Origin of the sequence: Pseudomonas sp. Leaf48 (genome assembly GCF_001421885.1) — a bacterium.
Taxonomy (GTDB): domain Bacteria; phylum Pseudomonadota; class Gammaproteobacteria; order Pseudomonadales; family Pseudomonadaceae; genus Aquipseudomonas.
On record NZ_LMLH01000030.1, the window covers coordinates 128431 to 146359 of the forward strand.

General features: G+C 60.3%; 18 protein-coding genes. 9 read left to right on the forward strand and 9 right to left on the reverse strand.

The window, feature by feature from the left end:
- Positions 1–12 precede the first annotated feature (12 nt).
- Positions 13–624 carry a 3'-5' exonuclease gene (locus ASE98_RS21305; protein WP_060543293.1) on the forward strand — a complete coding sequence of 204 codons (612 nt, stop codon included), beginning with the start codon at positions 13–15 and terminating at the stop codon, positions 622–624.
- Positions 625–754: 130 nt separating this feature from the next.
- Here ASE98_RS21305 and ASE98_RS21310 read toward each other — a convergent pair whose 3' ends face one another.
- Complete coding sequence (locus ASE98_RS21310; protein ID WP_060543294.1) at positions 755–1207, reverse strand: Lrp/AsnC family transcriptional regulator; 453 nt, start codon at positions 1205–1207, stop codon at positions 755–757.
- 164 nt (positions 1208–1371) lie between these two features.
- On the opposite strand from ASE98_RS21310, the gene yedA reads away from it, so the two are divergent.
- Positions 1372–2298 carry a drug/metabolite exporter YedA gene (gene yedA / locus ASE98_RS21315; RefSeq protein ID WP_060543295.1) on the forward strand — a complete coding sequence of 309 codons (927 nt, stop codon included), beginning with the start codon at positions 1372–1374 and terminating at the stop codon, positions 2296–2298.
- 65 nt (positions 2299–2363) lie between these two features.
- Positions 2364–3701, forward strand: a complete 1338-nt coding sequence (locus tag ASE98_RS21320; RefSeq protein ID WP_060543400.1) for a DEAD/DEAH box helicase — start codon at positions 2364–2366, stop codon at positions 3699–3701.
- 188 nt (positions 3702–3889) lie between these two features.
- On the opposite strand, the gene ASE98_RS21325 is transcribed toward ASE98_RS21320, so the two are convergent.
- Both ASE98_RS21325 and ASE98_RS21330 read right to left on the reverse strand, forming a co-directional pair.
- Complete coding sequence (locus ASE98_RS21325) at positions 3890–5167, reverse strand: TIGR03862 family flavoprotein (RefSeq protein ID WP_082457605.1); 1278 nt, start codon at positions 5165–5167, stop codon at positions 3890–3892.
- Between the two features lie 232 nt (positions 5168–5399).
- Positions 5400–6320, reverse strand: coding sequence for a histone deacetylase family protein (locus tag ASE98_RS21330; RefSeq protein WP_060543296.1), 921 nt, complete (start codon positions 6318–6320; stop codon positions 5400–5402).
- A gap of 74 nt (positions 6321–6394) precedes the next feature.
- Between ASE98_RS21330 and ASE98_RS21335 the strand changes: the two genes are divergently transcribed.
- From ASE98_RS21335 to ASE98_RS21345, 3 genes are all read left to right on the forward strand, one after another.
- Positions 6395–6964, forward strand: a complete 570-nt coding sequence (locus ASE98_RS21335) for a GNAT family N-acetyltransferase (RefSeq protein ID WP_060543297.1) — start codon at positions 6395–6397, stop codon at positions 6962–6964.
- Positions 6965–7067: 103 nt separating this feature from the next.
- The gene (gene tesB, locus ASE98_RS21340; RefSeq protein ID WP_060543298.1) at positions 7068–7937 is read left to right on the forward strand and encodes an acyl-CoA thioesterase II; all 870 of its coding nucleotides are present in this window, start codon (positions 7068–7070) and stop codon (positions 7935–7937) included.
- Positions 7934–8527, forward strand: a complete 594-nt coding sequence (locus ASE98_RS21345; RefSeq protein WP_060543299.1) for an HAD family hydrolase — start codon at positions 7934–7936, stop codon at positions 8525–8527. The genes tesB and ASE98_RS21345 overlap by 4 nt, the downstream gene beginning before the upstream one ends.
- A 109-nt stretch (positions 8528–8636) precedes the next feature.
- Here ASE98_RS21345 and ASE98_RS21350 read toward each other — a convergent pair whose 3' ends face one another.
- The 3 genes from ASE98_RS21350 to ypfJ (ASE98_RS21360) form a co-directional block, all read right to left on the reverse strand.
- The gene (locus ASE98_RS21350; RefSeq protein WP_060543300.1) at positions 8637–9596 is read right to left on the reverse strand and encodes an alpha/beta fold hydrolase; all 960 of its coding nucleotides are present in this window, start codon (positions 9594–9596) and stop codon (positions 8637–8639) included.
- Positions 9597–10490, reverse strand: coding sequence for a KPN_02809 family neutral zinc metallopeptidase (ypfJ, locus tag ASE98_RS21355; RefSeq protein WP_060543301.1), 894 nt, complete (start codon positions 10488–10490; stop codon positions 9597–9599).
- Positions 10491–10625: 135 nt separating this feature from the next.
- Positions 10626–11465 carry a KPN_02809 family neutral zinc metallopeptidase gene (ypfJ, locus tag ASE98_RS21360; protein ID WP_060543402.1) on the reverse strand — a complete coding sequence of 280 codons (840 nt, stop codon included), beginning with the start codon at positions 11463–11465 and terminating at the stop codon, positions 10626–10628.
- 176 nt (positions 11466–11641) lie between these two features.
- On the opposite strand from ypfJ (ASE98_RS21360), the gene ASE98_RS21365 reads away from it, so the two are divergent.
- From ASE98_RS21365 to ASE98_RS21375, 3 genes are all read left to right on the forward strand, one after another.
- Positions 11642–12418, forward strand: coding sequence for an IclR family transcriptional regulator (locus ASE98_RS21365; protein ID WP_060543302.1), 777 nt, complete (start codon positions 11642–11644; stop codon positions 12416–12418).
- Between the two features lie 180 nt (positions 12419–12598).
- Complete coding sequence (locus tag ASE98_RS21370; RefSeq protein ID WP_060543403.1) at positions 12599–13426, forward strand: DMT family transporter; 828 nt, start codon at positions 12599–12601, stop codon at positions 13424–13426.
- Positions 13427–13625: 199 nt separating this feature from the next.
- Positions 13626–14300: a TetR family transcriptional regulator gene (locus ASE98_RS21375; protein ID WP_060543303.1), complete on the forward strand. Its 675-nt coding sequence runs from the start codon at positions 13626–13628 to the stop codon at positions 14298–14300.
- A 168-nt stretch (positions 14301–14468) separates the two neighbouring features.
- On the opposite strand, the gene ASE98_RS21380 is transcribed toward ASE98_RS21375, so the two are convergent.
- From ASE98_RS21380 to ASE98_RS21390, 3 genes are all read right to left on the reverse strand, one after another.
- A complete protein-coding gene (locus ASE98_RS21380) occupies positions 14469–15380 on the reverse strand; it encodes a LysR family transcriptional regulator (protein WP_060543304.1) in 912 nt (303 codons plus the stop codon).
- Positions 15381–15489: 109 nt separating this feature from the next.
- Positions 15490–16569 carry a tRNA (uridine(54)-C5)-methyltransferase TrmA gene (gene trmA / locus ASE98_RS21385; protein WP_060543305.1) on the reverse strand — a complete coding sequence of 360 codons (1080 nt, stop codon included), beginning with the start codon at positions 16567–16569 and terminating at the stop codon, positions 15490–15492.
- Positions 16566–17861 (reverse strand): NCS2 family permease, encoded by a 1296-nt coding sequence (locus ASE98_RS21390; RefSeq protein WP_060543306.1) that lies wholly within the window; start codon positions 17859–17861, stop codon positions 16566–16568. The genes trmA and ASE98_RS21390 overlap by 4 nt, the downstream gene beginning before the upstream one ends.
- Positions 17862–17929 lie beyond the last annotated feature (68 nt).

The window sequence follows — 17929 nt, forward strand, 5'->3', positions numbered from 1 at the left end:
GTTGAACCAGGTTTGGAACGCATAGCAGTCATCGACTTTGAAACCACCGGGATCGCCCCGAGCAGCAGCTGCCGGGCCACGGAAATTGCCGTGGTGATCCTTGAACAGGGGCGCATCGTCGAGCGTTACCAGAGCCTGATGAACGCCGGCGTGCGCGTGCCGGCCTTCATCGAGCAACTCACCGGCATCAGCAACGCCATGCTGCGCACCGCGCCGTCGGCCGAGCAGGTGATGAACGAGGTCAACGAGTTCGTCGGCTGCACGCCGTTGCTGGCGCATAACGCGGCCTTCGACCAGAAGTTCTGGGACTTTGAACTGGGGCGGATCAAACGCACCCGCCTGCAGAACTTTGCCTGTTCGCTGCTGCTGGCCCGGCGCCTGATGCCTGCGGCGCCGAACCACAAACTCGGCACCCTCACCACCTTCGCCAACCTGCCCCATACCGGCAAGGCTCACCGGGCCATGGCTGATGCGGAAATGGCGGCCAACCTGACGGCGCACCTGGCCGAGGAACTGCGCCAGAAACACGGCCTGCGCGAGTTGTCCCATGATTTGTTGTGCAAGTTGCAGAAAGTGCCAGCGGCGAAAGTAACCGAGCACCTCAAGCGCTATCGCGGGTTCTGAATACACCGCATAACCCCTGTGGGAGCGGGCTTGCTCGCGAAAGCGCCAGTTCAGTCAATATCATTGTTGAATGACACACCGCTTTCGCGAGCAAGCCCGCTCCCACATTAGACCTATTGTGGTCTTGGGTTTATTTGCCATTCCCCTCGATATGCCCCAACGGCACCCGCTTCTCGATGGCGCTCGATAGCACAATCGACGTCTTGCTGAAGCCAAACGTGGCGATCCGGTTGATCAGCTCCTCCAGCTCCGGCATCGAGCCCACCGCCGCTTGCATGATCACGCACGGGTCGCCGGTCACCCGGTGGCACTCGGTCAATTGCGGAATCTTGATCAGGTCATCGTAGGCCTTCTGGTTGCCGTGCTGGTTCAGGCGCAGTTCGATCACGCACTGGATCGGCAGGCCGAGCTTGGACATGTCGACTTTCGCCTGATAGCCGGTGATCACGCCGCTGGTTTCGAGCTTGGCTACTCGCTCGGCCACGGCCGGGGCGGACAGGTTGACCTTGCGCGCCAGGTCCGCGTAGGACGCGCGACCGTTTTCCAGCAGAGCGCTGAGCAGCATGCGGTCGTACTTATCCATTGGGTTACTCCTGAAAATAGCCGACTTTCGAAAACACGGTTTATAGCGCTGAAGTCCGTGTTTTGAAAAGTGTACTGGCGCTTTAAACAGGTTTTGTAACTTATTTTCCGGCGCTGGCCTTTCTAGAATAGCCGTTCACTTGTACTTGCCTGTGAGCTGCCTCCATGTCCGGCCTTCGTCGCTTTCCCTTACCCTTGATCGCTGCCTTCTTCGCCTTGTATGTGATCTGGGGTTCGACTTACCTGGTGATTCGCATCGGCATGGAATATTGGCCGCCACTGCTGCTCGCCGGGGTCCGCTTTGTCATCGCCGGGTCGTTGATGTATGCCTTCCTGCGCTGGCGCGGGGCACCGGCGCCGACCTGGGCGCAATGGAAAGCCGCCGGGATCATCGGAGTCTTGTTGCTGGCGTGCGGTAACGGCGCGGTCAGCGTGGCCGAGCATACGGGTGTGGCTTCCGGTGTAGCCGCATTGGCGGTGGCGACCGTGCCGCTGTTTACCTTGCTCTGCGGCTATTTCTGGGGCGCGCGAAATACCCGTCTCGAATGGGCCGGAATCGTGCTCGGGCTGGTCGGCATCGGCATGCTCAACTTGGGTTCCAACCTGCAATCTAGCCCGTTGGGGGCGGCCTTGCTGATTTTTGCAGCGGCGACGTGGGCGTTTGGCTCGGTCTGGAGCAAGCATTTGCCGCTGCCCCAGGGGGCGATGGCCAGCGCTGTGGAAATGCTGGTGGGCGGTGTCGTGTTGCTGATTGCCAGCGCAGTCAGCGGTGAGCACCTGGAAAAGGTGCCGCCGATCGAAGGTTGGGCTGCGTTGGCGTATCTGACCGTGTTCGGCTCGATCATCGCCTTCAACGCCTACATGTATCTGTTGAAACATGTGCGCCCGGCAGCAGCTACCAGTTACGCCTACGTCAACCCGGCGGTGGCGGTGCTGTTGGGGATCGTGTTCGTCGGCGAGACCATTGGTATCGAAGAAGCCCTGGCGATGGCGGTGATCATCAGCGCCGTGGTGCTGATCGGATTGCCACAGTGGCGCAAGGCGCCGGTTCAGCGTGCCGCAGCAGTGCCGACAGAATCCCGTGTGAATTAGGGTAAACTGCGCGGCATTGCACATTTGTTATGCACAATCGCGCTGAATTTTCCTACGGTACTCCCATGACTTTCGCCACCCTTGGCCTGATCGAACCTTTGCTGCGCTCCCTTGAGACGCTCGGCTACCAGACCCCGACGCCGGTCCAGGCGCAAGCCATTCCGGCGGTGCTGGCCGGTCGTGACCTGATGGCTGCCGCCCAGACCGGCACCGGCAAGACTGCCGGTTTTGCCTTGCCACTGCTGCAGTTGCTGGCCATGGAAGGGCCGAAAGTCACCGCCAATTCGGTACGCGCGCTGATCCTGGTGCCAACCCGTGAACTGGCCGAGCAGGTTCACGAAGCGGTGCGCCAGTACGCCGAGAATCTGCCGCTGCGTACCTACGCGGTGTACGGCGGTGTCAGCATCAACCCCCAAATGATGAAGCTGCGCAGCGGTGTGGATCTGCTGGTGGCGACGCCGGGGCGCCTGCTCGACCTGTTCCGCCAGAACGCGCTGAAGTTCAATCAGTTGCAAACCCTGGTGCTGGATGAAGCCGATCGCATGCTCGACCTGGGTTTTTCCGAGGAATTGGCGAATATCTATAAAGCGCTGCCGAAAAAACGCCAGACGCTGCTGTTCTCTGCGACCTTCTCCGACGACATCCGCCTGCTGGCCGGGCAAATGCTCAACGACCCGCTGAGCATTGAAGTCAGCCCGCGTAATGTCGCGGCCAATACCGTCAAGCAATGGGTGGTGACGGTGGACAAGAAGCGCAAGCCGGAACTGTTCGTGCACCTGATGCGCAAGAACAAGTGGAAGCAGGTGCTGGTGTTCGCCAAAACCCGCAACGGCGTGGACGCGCTGGTGGAAAAACTCCAGGGCCTGGGCGTCAATGCCGACGGTATCCACGGCGACAAACCCCAGGCGACTCGTCAGCGCGCGCTGGATCGTTTCAAACTCAGTGAAGTGCAGATTCTGGTCGCCACCGACGTTGCCGCCCGTGGTCTGGACATCGAAGACCTGCCGCTGGTGGTCAACTTCGACTTGCCGATCGTCGCTGAAGACTACATCCACCGCATTGGTCGTACCGGGCGTGCGGGTGCAACCGGGGAGGCGATTTCCCTGGTGTGCGCTGATGAAGTGAATTTGCTGTCGGCGATCGAGACCTTGACCCGTCAGACGTTGAAGCGTCAGAACGAGCCGGATTTCGAACCTGAGCACCGGGTGCCGGATACCGATGCCAGTGGCCAGGTGATCAAGAAGCCGAAGAAACCGAAGAAGCCCAAGGCGTCTGGTGGTGGCGGCAAACGCAACCTTGGCAAATGGGTGGATAGCGGGGAGGTGGCGCCGGCGGAGCCTTCGATCAAGCCTGTGCGTAAGGTGCCAGTGTTTAATACGGGGCCGCGTAAGCGTAAGCCTTGATTTGAGTGCCTGGCTTTAGAGCCGCCCTCACCCTAACCCTCTCCCGGAGGGAGAGGGGACTGATCCGGGATTGCTTACGAACTATTGCGACCTGTGATACCGAGTCGAACTCAAATTTTGATGAGTCCCCAATCGGCTCCCTCTCCCTCCGGGAGAGGGCTGGGGTGAGGGGCGGTTTTGACGAGCGATCAAGAACCTGAATTCAACCACTCCAAAATCCCCAACCCCGCAGCCCGCCCACTGGCAAAGCACGCAGTCAGCAAATACCCCCCGGTCGGCGCTTCCCAATCCAGCATCTCCCCCGCGCAAAACACCCCAGGCATCTGCTTGAGCATCAAACGCTCATCCATCGACTCAAACAACACACCACCGGCGCTGCTGATAGCTTCGTCCAGCGGACGGGTTTTCATCAGTGTTACCGGCAAGGCCTTGATCGCTTTGGCCAGCAGGCCTGGATCGGCAAAGGCTTCGGCCGCTGTCAGCTCGCGCAAAAGCGCCGCCTTCACCCCATCAATACCCAACTGACTGTGCAGATGCTTGGCCATCGAGCGTGAACCCCGAGGTTTGCTCAACGCAGTCTGGATCTTATCCACAGGCCGGCCCGGTAGCAGGTCCAGATGAATGGTCGCCGAGCCATGTTGGTTGATGGCTTCGCGGATCGGCGCCGACAGGGCGTAGATCAAACTGCCTTCGATACCCGTTGCGGTAATCACGCATTCGCCCAGCCGTGGCACGTCGTCATTGAGGCCGATGGCGATGTTTTTCAGTGGGGCACCGGCGAATTTGCTGACCATCAATTCGCTCCAGGCTTGCACCTCGAAGCCGCAATTGCTCGGTTGCAAGGGCGCTAGTCCTACACCGTGTTGCTCCAGGGGCAGCATCCACGCGCCGTCCGAGCCCAGGCGTGACCAACTGCCGCCGCCGAGGGCGAGCAGGGTGGCATCGGGATGTAAGGTCTTTTCGCCCTCGGGGCTGTCGATACGCAGTGCGCCGTGGGCATCCCAGCCGAGCCAGCGGTGACGGGTGTGGATAACTACGCCGCTGTCGCGCAGGCGTTTGAGCCAGGCGCGCAGCAGAGGCGCTGCTTTCATGTCGGTGGGAAACACCCGGCCGGAGCTACCGATAAAAGTGTCGATGCCCAGGTCGTGAATCCACTGGCACAGGGCATCGGCACCGAAGCCACGCAGCAGTGGGGCAATGTGCGGCGCGCGTTCGGCGTAACGCGAGAGAAAGGCCGGGTAGGCTTCGGAATGAGTGATGTTCATGCCGCCGACGCCGGCCAGCAGGAACTTGCGTCCGACCGAGGGCATGCCGTCATACAGATCGACCTTGACCCCGGCCTGGCTCAACACCTCGGCGGCCATCAGGCCGGCGGGGCCGCCGCCGATGATGGCGACATGGGCGGGAGAAGAGGTCGGGGCTTGAGTCATGGCTTGCACTGCGGTCTGGCGAGATAAGCCGGATATTCTAGCAGCCCGGATCCCTGTAGGAGCGAGCCTGCTCGCGAAGATATACCCGTCACATTAGCGTTGGCTTACACACTTACGTCATAGCGGAGCCCGGAGCAAGTTGATGAATTTGAGACTGGTTAAAAAACAGCCAGCGCCCTGTAGCCTGCAGATGGCGTGGTCTGTAGTCCCTTTCACTCATGTTATCCACAGGCCGTTCCACAGGCATTGTGGGTAAAGCATCCACAGATCAATGACAGCCTGATGACTGCCAGACCCGTTGCGCACTGTGATGCAGGATGCCATGGCGGCGCGCCAGGGCATGGCGGTCCTTGCTGTAACCACCGCCGATCACGCCGACCACCGGGATATCGCGCCCCAGGCAATGGCGCATCACGCTTTCATCGCGGGCGGCAACACCTTCGTCGGTCAGCTTCAGATAACCGAGGGCATCGTCCTTGTGCACATCGACCCCGGCGTCATACAACACCAGGTCGGGTTGGTAGAGCGGCAGCAGATAGTTGAGCGCATCGTCCACCACTTTCAGGTAGTCGGCGTCACCCATGCCATTGGGCAGCGGGATGTCCCAGTCGCTTTCGGCTTTGCGTGCGGGAAAATTCTTTTCGCAGTGCAGGGAAACGGTTACGGCCTCCGGGGTGTTGTGCAGTATCCGTGCAGTCCCGTCGCCCTGATGCACGTCGCAATCGAAGATCAGCACGCGGTTGACCCGGCCGCTTTGCAGCAGGTAATGGCTGATCACCGCCAGGTCATTGAAGATGCAGAACCCGGCCGGATAGTCGTAATGCGCGTGGTGGGTACCGCCGGCCAGATGACAGGCCAGGCCATGCTCAAGCGCTTGTTCGGCCGCCAGCAATGAGCCGCCGACTGCACGCACGGTGCGCCGGGCCAGGGCTTCGCTCCAGGGTAAACCGAGGCGTCGCTGGTCTTCGCGGGACAGGTCGCCACTCATGTAGCGTTCGATATACGAAGGGTCATGGGCCAGAGCTAGTATCTCGGCAGGGCAGAGTTGTGGACGCAACAGATCGGCGTCCCGGGTCAGGCCGCTGTCCACCAGGTGATCGCGCAACAGGCGAAACTTGTCCATGGGGAAGCGGTGATCAGCCGGGAACTCGGGGCTGTAGTCTTCGTGATAGATCAGCGGTAGCGGCATCATGATTTCGTGTATGAATGATCGAATGATCCTACCAGCGATGTAGACTCGCGGCATGGAAAGAAGGGGGCACGATGGAGCCGATACTGGAACTCGAGAGCGCGAGGCTGCTGATGCGGCAATGGCGCGACGAAGATTTGCCCGAGTTTGCGGCGATGTGCGCCGATCCGCAGGTGATGCGTTATTTTCCAGCGCCTTTGAGCCGACTGGAAAGTGCTGCTTTGATCGGGCGTATTCGTGGGCATTTTGCAGAGCATGGTTTTGGCTTCTGGGCGCTGGAGCGCAAGGACACCGGCCAGTTCATCGGGTTGACCGGGCTGGCCGTGGTGGGTTTTGATGCGCCCTTTGTCCCGGCCACTGAAATCGGCTGGCGCCTGGCTCGCGAGCACTGGGGCCTGGGGTATGCCAGTGAAGCCGCGTGGACCGCTCTGCGTTGCGGGTTTGATCGCCTGCCGCTGAAGGAAATCGTAGCCTTCACCACGCAAACCAATTTGCCGTCGGAGAAGGTCATGCAAGCCATCGGCATGCACCATGCCCCGGCGGACGACTTCGACCATCCGCGACTCGACCCCGATCATCCCTTGCGCCGGCATGTGCTGTATCGCATCAGCCGTGAACAATGGCTGCAAACCTTGCATGGATAAGCTGGCCCGGACGTTTACAATGCCCCCATGGGCCCTGTCCCGAAACTGAATCGACCGTCGCAGCCAAGACTGCGCGGCAATGTGTTGCGTGAGGAGAGTCTGAATGAGCCAAGTGTTGGAAGATCTGGTTGACCTGCTGACTCTGGAACCGATCGAAGAGAACCTGTTTCGTGGTCGCAGCCAGGACCTGGGTTTTCGCCAATTGTTCGGCGGACAGGTACTCGGCCAATCGCTGTCGGCAGCCAGTCAGACGGTGGAAGAGGCGCGTCATGTGCATTCGATGCATGGTTACTTTTTGCGTCCTGGCGACGCCGGTTTGCCGGTGGTTTACCAGGTTGACCGGGTGCGCGACGGTGGCAGCTTCAGTACGCGCCGGGTGACTGCGATCCAGAAAGGCCATCCGATCTTCACCTGCAGCGCCTCGTTCCAGTATGACGAAGAAGGCTTCCAGCACCAGACCGATATGCCGCAAGTGGTCGGTCCGGAAAACCTGCCTTCGGAGTTGGAGATCACCCAGCAACGTGCGCACCTGATCCCCGAAAAAATGCGCGAAAAGCTGCTGTGCCCAAAACCGATCGAATTCCGACCGGTGACCGAGAACGATCCCTACAACCCGCTGCCGTGCGACCCGATCAAGTACGTCTGGTTTCGCGCCGATGGCGCCCTGGCCGACTCGCCGGCGCTGCACAAGTATCTTCTGGCCTATGCGTCGGACTTCGGTCTGTTGGTCACATCGATGCAGCCCCATGGCAAAACAGTGTGGAACAAGGACATGCAGGTCGCCAGCCTCGATCACGCCCTGTGGTTCCACGCCGATCTGCGTGCTGACGACTGGCTGCTGTACGCCATGGACAGCCCGTGGGCCGGCAACTCGCGTGGGTTCTCCCGCGGCAGCGTGTACAACCGCGCCGGGCAACTGGTGGCATCGGTCACCCAGGAAGGGCTGATCCGTCACCGCAAGGACTGGGCGTGAGCCTGGCCGAGGTGCGTCACTGGGTGTTCGACATGGACGGCACCCTGACCGTGGCGGTGCATGATTTCGCGGCGATTCGCGTGGCGTTGGCGATTCCTGCCGAGGACGACATCCTGACCCACCTCGCCGCGCTGCCGGCCGAGGAAGCCGCCGCCAAGCACGCCTGGTTGCTCGAGCATGAACGGGATCTGGCGCTGGGTTCGAAGCCGGCGCCGGGGGCGGTAGAGTTGGTGCGTGAACTGGCCGGGCGCGGTTATCGCCTGGGCATCCTTACGCGCAATGCCCGTGAGCTGGCGCACGTCACGCTTGAGGCCATCGGCCTGGCCGACTGCTTTGCGGTGGAGGATGTGCTGGGCCGCGATGAAGCACCGCCCAAACCACATCCCGGTGGCTTGCTGAAACTGGCTGAAGCCTGGAAGGTGCCGGCCAGCGAGATGGTGATGGTCGGTGACTATCGCTTTGATCTCGATTGCGGGCGAGCGGCGGGGGCGCGAACAGTGCTGGTGAATCTGCCGGATAATCCATGGCCGGAATTGACTGACTGGCATGCGGCGGATTGTGTCGAGTTACGGCAGATGCTCTTGGCTTGAGGGCATTGTTGTCTGCTCTGATGCCTTCGCGAGCAAGCCCACAGTTGATCGCATTCTCCCTGTGGGAGCGGGCTTGCTCGCGAAGGCGCCCGATCAGACAACACAAAACTCACTGCCCAAACAACGCCATCTGCCCCTGCGGTGAACTGAACATCCCATCCCCTTCATGCCCGACCCCGGGCACTTCGATCAGTTGCTGGTTCAATCCGGTTGGGGAAAGGCGCTTCAGATAGTCGAAGTAATTGCGCCCGCGGGCCAGTCGATTCGGGCCCTGGGCCAGGGCCTCGCACCCCTTGTCCAGCGCTGGATGGTTCGGGTCGTTGTCTTGCTGCCCCAACAGGTAAACGACGTCTCGCGTGAGGTACTTTTCCTGCAGCTGCGCGGCAGTTCGTCCTTCGGCGTAGGCAGGCAAATCCGCCAATCCGTACTTCCAGCGATTGAACTGTGGGCAACCGGCGTGGCTGAACACTACAGGGCGGCGTTCATCGAACCAGGCGTAAGAGGACGGGTTGGCAATCACGTAACGCAGCTGCACGCCGGCCGCTTGCAGGGCCGGCTGATCGTGGCCGAGCAGCGCGTATCGCTGAACCACCTGGGCGCCACCAGAGTGACCGGCGATGACGATCTGTTTCACATCGGGAAACTGCTGGCGATCGCCAAGGCGCGCGATGATTTCATCGAGTGCTGCGTAGGAACTGAGGGGGAATGGACCTGTGGATAAGCCGCCGGCCATCCACTCGTTGCCTTGCCAGCGCAGTACTGTATCAGCCACCGGGTGTGCTGCAACGTCGAGTTCGTTGACAAACTGCGGAGCGATCACCAGGGTCGTCGCGCTTTGCCCACCCAGCTCAGCGGCCCGCTCGGCGCTGTGCAAATAGGTTTGGGCATTGCGCAAACGGCCGTGAAGGATGACAAGCACCCGCTCGATTCTGGCCGGGGCCGGGCTGATGCCAACGACCATTTCACCTTCTTTCAACAGCAGGCGTCCGGGACTGAGTTCTTCGACCCCATGCTCGGCCGCCTGGGTACTTGTGCAAGTGATCAACAACACCAACAACCAATTTTTCATCTACAGATTTTTCGCCGCAAAGGTATCGCACTGGCTTACCTGGCCCTGGGCGAAACCGGTTTTGAACCAGCGCACCCGTTGCGCCGATGTACCGTGGGTGAATGAGTCTGGCACTACGCGGCCCTGACCCCGTTGTTGCAAGCGGTCATCGCCGATGGCGTTGGCCGCGTTGAGGGCTTCTTCGATGTCGCCCGGTTCCAGCCAGTTCAGGCGTTTCTGCGCATTGTTGGCCCAGACTCCGGCCAGGCAATCAGCTTGCAGTTCCTGGCGGACCAGCAAACCGCCGTCTCCTTCCATCTGCCGTCCCTGTTGGCGCGCTGCCTGAATTTTTGCCGAAACGCCAAGCAAGGTCTGCACATGGTGCCCGACTTCGTGAGCGATCACGTAGGCCTGAGCGAAGTCACCCGCAGCGGAAAAGCGTTGGGACATCTCCTGGAAGAAACTCATGTCCAGATAGACCTTCTGGTCTGCCGGGCAATAAAACGGACCGGTTGCCGAAGTGGCCAGGCCACAGGCCGAGTTGACGCGATTGCTGAACAGCACCAGGGTCGGGTCCTTGTATTGGCGACCAGCCTGCTGGAATATCTGGCCCCAGGTGTCTTCGGTATCGCCCAGGATCGAGCGCACGAATTCCGCGCCCTCGTCAGTGGCCGGTGGCGCCTTGCCGGGCTGGTGGGTGGCGGGCGCAGATTGCTGTTCCATCTGCCCGGTCAGTTGTCCGAGGATTTGCATCGGGTCCTGTCCGGTGATCCAGCCGATGCCGACGATCAGCACGATAGCCGTCAGGCTCAGACCCTTGCCGCCGCCAAAGCGCATGCCGCCACCGCCACCGCCGCCATCATCGCCACGGGCGTCGACCACGTTGTCGCTGCGCCGGCCTTTTTTCCATAGCATGTGCGAATCCTCTTTTGAACCGGGTAAAGAACCGTGCGCTGAGTGTTGCTGCTCAGCGTAAGCGGCGCCAGTCCGGTCGTCAGACATTGTTGAGGGGCACAGGTTCTGTACGGGGGTGAAGTTCTGGGTGCGCTATTACAGTTCCTCGGCGTTAAAAGTGTCGCAGGTATCGATTTTCCCGCTGGTAAAACCTGCCTTGAACCAGTTTGTCCGTTGCTGCGACGTTCCATGGTTGAACGTTTCCGGGCGCACAGTCCTGTTGGCGGAACGCTGCAAGGAGTCATCGCCAAACGTAGCCGCGGCGTTCAATGCCGCGTCGATGTCTCCTGGCTCCAGCCAGTCGAGGCGTCGTTGCGCATGATGCGCCCAGACCCCTGCCAGGCAGTCGGCCTGCAGTTCCGCCCGGACCTCCAGACCACCATCACCGGTGACTCGCTGGCCATGGTTCAGCGCCTGCTCGAACGGGTCGGACATACCGAGTTCCAGTTGCACGTGATGGCCGACCTCGTGAGCGAGCACGTAGGCCTGGGCGAATTCACCGATCACGGCGTGCTGTTCGCCCATGATTCGAAAGAATTCCAGATCCAGATAGATCCGCTGATCTTGCGGGCAATAAAACGGCCCGGCACTGGAACCGGCAAAACCACAGGCCGAATTCACACTGTTGCTATAGAGGGTGAGGGTAGGCAGCGGGTAGCGTTGTGCGCTTTGGGAAAATAGTTGTGCCCAGGTGTCTTCGGTATCGCCCAATATCGACTGGACGAATTGCAACTGCGGATCATCAAGCGTCTGTGAAGAAGGGGTAATTGATAGGTTGTTCGACGTTGTGTCCAGTGTCGAGTAAACACCCGCGCCTCCCAGCGTGGCGGTAATAGCCAATGCGATGAAGGTCTGTTTCCCTGTGATTTTGCGGGCTTCCTTGCCCTCGCGAGTGTCGTTCACGTTGTCGCTGCGTCTTGCTCTGTTCCATAACATGTCTGCGGTTTCTCCATAGATGAAGGCGGTCACGCCTGCGTCCATGAATAACGCCGTTGGCAAATTTATGCCGGGCAAATATGTAAGGTCAGATTAATCCCGGCGCTAACCTGGTTCCGGATTTCGCATTTGCGCAGCTATATTTTAGAATCGACCAAAGTCTTCAGGAACGTCCCATGGCTGGCAGTCAAATAGAGCGTGTTTTCAGCTTGCTGGAGAGTCTTGCCGGGGACCCGCAGGGGGTGCCGATGCAGACCCTGGCCGAACAACTGGAGATTCCCAAAAGCGCGACTCATCGTCTGCTCGCCGAGCTGATTCGTTTGGGTTACGTGCGCCAGAATCCGGAAAACCTGCGTTATCACTTGTCGACCAGACTGGTTGCCCTGGGTTTTCGCTATCTGGCCGGTAGCGGCGCCGATATCGTTCAGCCGGTGCTCGACCGTCTGGCTCGGGAAACCGGTGAACTGGTGCGCCTTGGCGTGACCCAGGGCGAGCGGCAAGTCTGGATCGCCAAATCCCAGGGCGCCCGCTCGGGCTTGCGTTACGATCCTGACATGGGGCGTGACGCGCCCTTGTTCTACACGGCTTCCGGGCATGCCTGGCTGGCTTGCATGAGTGATGCCCAGGCGTTGTCGCTGGTCGAGCGGCAAGCGGCTCAATTGCCTGCAGACGTGGGGCCGAATGCGCCACGCTCCAACATTGAACTGCTGGAGCGCCTGCGAATGGCGCGGGAACAGGGATATGCCTGGGTCGAGGAAAGCTCTGCGGTGGGTACATCGGCGATCGCCGCGGTGGTGCGCCATCCATTGAATGGGCGGGTAATTGGTGTGCTGAGCATCGCTGGCCCGAGCGCACGCATGCCCGGTGCACGGTTGCACGAGTTGGCACCGACCTTACTGGAGTATGCCCAGGAGCTTTCGGCGGCAAGCCAGGCTTCGGAACTGTTCAGCTGAACGTTCTGTCGACTACAAGTAATGTTCGCTGTTCGCCCACTTTCTTCTGTTGTTCGTGTCATAAAGTGGAACCGGGTTCTAAATTATTAGAGCCTCGCCTCATTCTTAAAAAAGGACCTCGTCTTGACGTCGCCCATCAGCACCCCGCTTTCCGGCGTCAATCAGCCCTTCAAGGGGATCATGCTGATCCTTTTCGCGACTTTCCTGTTCTCCACTCACGATGCCTTGTCGAAATACCTGTCCGGGTTCTACCCGATCGTCATGGTGGTGTGGGCGCGATATGTGGTGCATACCCTGCTGATGGCAGGGATTTTTCTGCCGCAATCGGGGCTGCGGGTCCTGCGCACCAAGCGGCCGATGTTGCAGCTGATCAGGGCGTTGTGCCTGTTGGGAACCAGTCTGTTTTTTACCACCGGCCTGCAGTACATACCGCTGGCTGAAGCGACGGCGGTCAACTTTCTGGCTCCGGTACTGGTGACGGCCTTATCGGTGCCGTTGCTGGGTGAACGGGTGACCCGCGGACAGTGGGTCGCAGTGATTTGCGGGTTCATCGGTGTTTTGATCATCGTGCATCCCGGCGGTGAGTTGTTCACCCCGGCCGTCTTGCTGCCGCTCTGTTCGGCGCTGTTTTTCTGTTTCTACCAACTGCTCACCCGCAAGCTCAGCGAAGTCGACAGCCCGACCACTAGTAACTTCTTCGCCGGGCTGTGCAACACCTTGGTGATGAGTGCGCTGGTGCCGTTCTTCTGGCAGTTCCCGAGTTTGATGCACGCAATCATGATGCTGGCGTTGGGGGCATGCGGGATGACTGCGCATTTGTTCCTGACCCAGGCGTTCCGCCACGCCGCGCCGGCCTTGCTGGCACCCTTCGGCTATTGCCAGATCGTGTTTGCCGGGCTGCTGGGCTGGCTGTTGTTTTCCCACACGCCGACCCTGACCACAGTGGTCGGTATCGCCGTGATCTGTTGCAGTGGTCTGGCAGCCGCATGGCAGCAAAGCCGGCGCTGAGTAGTTATGTCGGTTATGGTGCTGCCAATGTCGCAGTGAGGCTGGCAGCCAAGGCCAGATCCAGAAGAGGTGCCCTTCGTCAGGCGAAGTTGTAGCAAAATCGTAAGCACGGCAACGAAAGCGCCACCCCGCAGCTTCCTTTCTCTGTGTGGCGCGGCCCATAATCGGCTGCTTGTGCAGTGATGGCCGTGAGCCCGCAATGACAACAACTTCAGAACTTCCTCTTGCGCCTGCGGCTGTTGCCGAGCCGCGCAAGAGTCGCAAGAACAACCCGGAAAAGACCCGCGAGAATATCCTGCAAGAGGCTATTGTCGAGTTCGTCCAGCAGGGTCTTTCCGGTGCTCGCGTCGATGCCATCGCCGAGCGCATTCATACCTCCAAGCGCATGATCTATTACTACTTCGGCAGTAAGGAGCAGCTCTATGTCGAGGTGCTGGAAAAACTCTACGGTGATATTCGCAACACCGAAAGTCGCTTGCATCTGGCTGAACTGGCGCCGGTGGATGCGATTCGACGCCTGGTGGAATTCACCTTCGATCACCACGACCACAACGTCGATTTCGTGCGCATCGTCAGCATCGAAAACATCCACAATGCCGAGTTCGTGAAACGCTCCGAAGCGATCAGGGCCATGAACAACACCATTCTCGATTCCCTGAGTGAGATTCTGCGTAGGGGTGTTGAGGCGGGTGTATTTCGGCAGGGGCTAGCGCCGCTGGATGTACATCTGCTGATCAGTTCGTTCTGTTTTCATCGTGTTTCGAACAGACATACCATCGGTGAGATTTTCCAGATCGACTTGCCGGACGAAAGCATCAAGCAGCGTCATCGCGAGATGATTTGCGAGTCGGTGTTGCGCTACCTGCAGGCCTGATGCCTTTGCGGGCAAGCCTGCCCCACAGAGCACTGTTCCTTTGGGAAGGGGCTTGGCGCGATGCTTTTTTTCAGCCTGCGGAGATGAAATGTACCTAATGGTTAATTCGGTCCGTTGAAGCAAAATTTGTCCGGCGTATTCCATGCGGTGATCGAACGCTTTCGTCGTTCAGCGCGGCAGGTGTTCTACCAGGAAGTCGATGAACGCCCGCAGTCGCAATGGCACGTGGCGACTTTGCGGATAGAGCAGCGTGAAGGGCCGTGAGCGTCCGCCATAGGGTTGGAGCACTTCCACCAGCGAGCCTGCGGCCAGCTCGTTTTCGACGATAAAACGATAGGTTTGAAACAACCCCGCCCCATGTTTGGCCAGGGTCACTGCGCCAAGCACATCGTCTGAACAACTGAGATTGCCTTCGGCCAGTATTTCCCGGGGTTTACCCTCGTCATTGAACAGCCAGGCGATGCGCCGCCCACTGCTGGGCAATTCGTACTGTATGCATTCGTGTTGTGCCAGGTCGTCGAGGGTTTGCGGGGTTCCGGCGCGTTTGAGGTAGTCGGGGCTGGCGATCATCACCAATGGGGCGTCTTCAAGCTGCCGGGCGATCAGGCCGGAATCCGGTATGGCGCGCACGCGAATGGCCATGTCATAGCCTTCGCCGACAAAATCGATGTTGCGGTTGCTGATGTGCGACTCGACCTTCACTGCCGGATAGCGCGCGCGAAATCCGGGCAGCAATGGCAGGATTCGATGGTGCGCATAGGTGGTCGGAATACTGATGCGCAATGTTCCGGAGGGCACTTGCTGCTGACCCATGACCTCGCGCTGGGCTTCAACCAGTTGCACCAGTGCCTGGCGACATTCCTCGTAGTAGCGCCGGCCACTGTCGGTCAGTTTGACGCTGCGGGTGGTACGTGCGAACAGGCGTACACCCAGGCGTTCCTCCATGCGCGACACCGAACGGCTCACTGCGGCGGGCGTTACCCCTGCCACTGACGCAGCAGCAGTAAAGCTGCCGGCTTCGGCGGCCAGGCAAAACAGCTCGATGCTGCCCAACTGTAGATCGTCGAATTGTCGCTGCATGATGGCACCGGGCTTTGGATGAAGAGGCGCGACAAGTATTAATCAGGGGGCGGAATACGAATACAAAAAAGCCGTCACTGAGACGGCTTGATTGCATCTGGCAAGGTGATCAACGCCGGGTCAACAACACGCCGGATTCCATGTGATGAGTCCATGGGAACTGGTCGAACATCGCACAGCGGGTGATGCGGTGGGTGTCGTGCAACTGGGCGATGTTGGCCGCCAGGGTCTCCGGGTTGCAGGAGATGTACAGGATGTTGTCGAAGCGCCGGGTCAGCTCGCAGGTGTCCGGGTCCATGCCGGCGCGCGGTGGGTCGACGAACACGCTGCCAAACTCGTAGCTCTTGAGGTCAATGCCGTGCAGACGGCGGAACGGGCGCACTTCGTTCAGGGCTTCGGTCAGTTCCTCGGCGGACAAACGCACCAGGGTGACGTTATCCACGGCGTTTTCGCTGAGGTTGCTCAGCGCCGCATTGACCGAGGTCTTGCTGATTTCGGTGGCCAGCACCTTGCGCACTCGGGTAGCGAGCGGCAGGGTGAAATTGCCGTTGCCGCAATACAGCTCCAGCAAATCGTCGGTGCGATCGCCCAGGGCGTCGTAGGCCCAGTTGAGCATCTTCTGGTTCACCGTGCCGTTGGGCTGGGTGAACGCGCCTTCGGGTTGGCGGTAGCTGAAGGTGCGGCCGCCAACTTCCAGTTTCTCGACCACATAATCGTGACCGATGACTTCGCGTTTGCCTTTGGAACGGCCAATGATGCTGACGTTCAAGTCGCTCGCCAGTTTCGCAGCCGCCATGTGCCAGTGCTCGTCGAGCGGGCGGTGATAGCACAGGGTGATCATCGCATCGCCCGCCAGGGTGGTCAGGAACTCCACCTGAAACAGCTTGTGGCTCAGGGCCGCACTGGCTTGCCAGGCGGCTTTGAGCTGCGGCATCAACTGGTTGATGCGCAGGCTGGCAATCGGAAACTCTTCGATCAGGATCGGCGTACGTTTGTCTTCCTGGGAAAACATTGCGTAGTGCCGCTCGCCGGCTTCGCGCCACAGGCGGAACTCGGCGCGCAGGCGGAAGTTCTTCAGTGGCGAATCGAAGACAGCCGGCTCGGGTGCATCGAACGGGGCCAGCAGGTCACGCAGGCGCGTGACCTTGTCTTCGAGTTGAGCGGCGTAGGCCTGGGAATCAAAAGTCATGCGTTGAACCAACCCAGCTTGATCACGAACAGAATTGACAAGATCACCAGCGCCGGGTTCAGTTCACGGGCGCGGCCCGACAGCACTTTGATCACGGTCCAGGAGATGAAGCCGAAGGCGATGCCGTTCGCGATGGAATAAGTGAATGGCATGGCCAGGGCGGTGACCACGACCGGTGCGGCAACGGTGATGTCTTCCCAGTCTACCTCGGCCAGGCCGGAAGTCATCAGCACGGCCACGAACAACAGCGCAGGTGCAGTGGCGAACGCCGGAACGCTGGCGGCCAGTGGCGAGAAGAACAGCGCCAGCAGGAACAGGATTGCCACCACGATGGCGGTCAGGCCGGTGCGGCCACCGGCACTCACGCCAGCGGCGGATTCGATGTAGCTGGTGGTGGTCGAGGTGCCGAGCAGGGAACCGGCCATGGCCGCGGTGCTGTCGGCGATCAGGGCGCGCCCCATTTTCGGCATGTGGCCGTCCTTGCCCATCAACCCGGCGCGCTTGGCGACGCCGATCAGGGTGCCGGAGTTGTCGAACAGGTCGACGAACAGGAAGGCGAAGATCACGCTGACCAGACCGATGTCCAGGGCACCTTTGATGTCCAGTTGCAGGAAGGTCGGGGCCAGGGACGGCGGCATCGACATCACGCCGCCGAACGGGGTGAAGCCCAGCACGATCGACGCGATGGTCACAGCCAGGATGCCGATCAGCACCGCACCGCGCACGGCGAGGGCTTCGAGGCCGACGATCAGGGCAAAGCCGAGGGTCGCGAGAATAGGCGCCGGTTGTTTCAGGTCACCGAGACCGACCATGGTTGCCGGGTTGCTGACCACGATTCCGGCGTTGTGCAGGGCGATCAGCGCCAGGAACAGGCCGATACCGGCGGCAATCGCCGAGCGCAGCGGCAACGGGATGCTGTTGATGATCCATTCACGGATGCGGAAGATCGACAGCAGAAAGAAGCACACTGCCGAGATGAACACCGCTCCCAGTGCCACCTGCCAGGTGTGACCCATGTGCAGGACCACGGTGTAGGTGAAGAAGGCGTTCAAGCCCATGCCCGGTGCGAGTGCGATCGGGTAGTTGGCGATCAGGCCCATGGTTGTGGAGCCGATGGCCGCCGCCAGACAGGTGGCGACGAACACGGCACCCTTGTCCATGCCGGTCTCGCCGAGGATGCTCGGGTTGACGAACAGAATGTAGGCCATGGCCAAAAAGGTCGTGACGCCCGCCAGAATCTCGGTCCGCACGTTGGTGTTGTGTGCCTTGAGTTGAAACAGCCTTTCCAGCATGTCTGCTCCCCGTGGCGCGCCGGGCGCCGTGAATGTATCGACCTCAACAGCAAAGCACAGACAGCAGA

Bases quoted from the DNA above. Each gene is read 5' to 3' on its own strand.
- ASE98_RS21310 (WP_060543294.1), bottom strand. From the start codon at position 1,207: ATGGATAAGTACGACCGCATGCTGCTCAGCGCTCTGCTGGAAAACGGT.
- yedA (WP_060543295.1), top strand. From the start codon at position 1,372: ATGTCCGGCCTTCGTCGCTTTCCCTTACCCTTGATCGCTGCCTTCTTC.
- ASE98_RS21320 (WP_060543400.1), top strand. From the start codon at position 2,364: ATGACTTTCGCCACCCTTGGCCTGATCGAACCTTTGCTGCGCTCCCTT.
- ASE98_RS21330 (WP_060543296.1), bottom strand. From the start codon at position 6,320: ATGCCGCTACCGCTGATCTATCACGAAGACTACAGCCCCGAGTTCCCG.
- ASE98_RS21335 (WP_060543297.1), top strand. From the start codon at position 6,395: ATGGAGCCGATACTGGAACTCGAGAGCGCGAGGCTGCTGATGCGGCAA.
- tesB (WP_060543298.1), top strand. From the start codon at position 7,068: ATGAGCCAAGTGTTGGAAGATCTGGTTGACCTGCTGACTCTGGAACCG.
- ASE98_RS21350 (WP_060543300.1), bottom strand. From the start codon at position 9,596: ATGAAAAATTGGTTGTTGGTGTTGTTGATCACTTGCACAAGTACCCAG.
- ypfJ (WP_060543301.1), bottom strand. From the start codon at position 10,490: ATGCTATGGAAAAAAGGCCGGCGCAGCGACAACGTGGTCGACGCCCGT.
- ypfJ (WP_060543402.1), bottom strand. From the start codon at position 11,465: ATGTTATGGAACAGAGCAAGACGCAGCGACAACGTGAACGACACTCGC.
- ASE98_RS21365 (WP_060543302.1), top strand. From the start codon at position 11,642: ATGGCTGGCAGTCAAATAGAGCGTGTTTTCAGCTTGCTGGAGAGTCTT.
- ASE98_RS21370 (WP_060543403.1), top strand. From the start codon at position 12,599: ATGCTGATCCTTTTCGCGACTTTCCTGTTCTCCACTCACGATGCCTTG.
- ASE98_RS21375 (WP_060543303.1), top strand. From the start codon at position 13,626: ATGACAACAACTTCAGAACTTCCTCTTGCGCCTGCGGCTGTTGCCGAG.
- ASE98_RS21380 (WP_060543304.1), bottom strand. From the start codon at position 15,380: ATGCAGCGACAATTCGACGATCTACAGTTGGGCAGCATCGAGCTGTTT.
- trmA (WP_060543305.1), bottom strand. From the start codon at position 16,569: ATGACTTTTGATTCCCAGGCCTACGCCGCTCAACTCGAAGACAAGGTC.
- ASE98_RS21390 (WP_060543306.1), bottom strand. From the start codon at position 17,861: ATGCTGGAAAGGCTGTTTCAACTCAAGGCACACAACACCAACGTGCGG.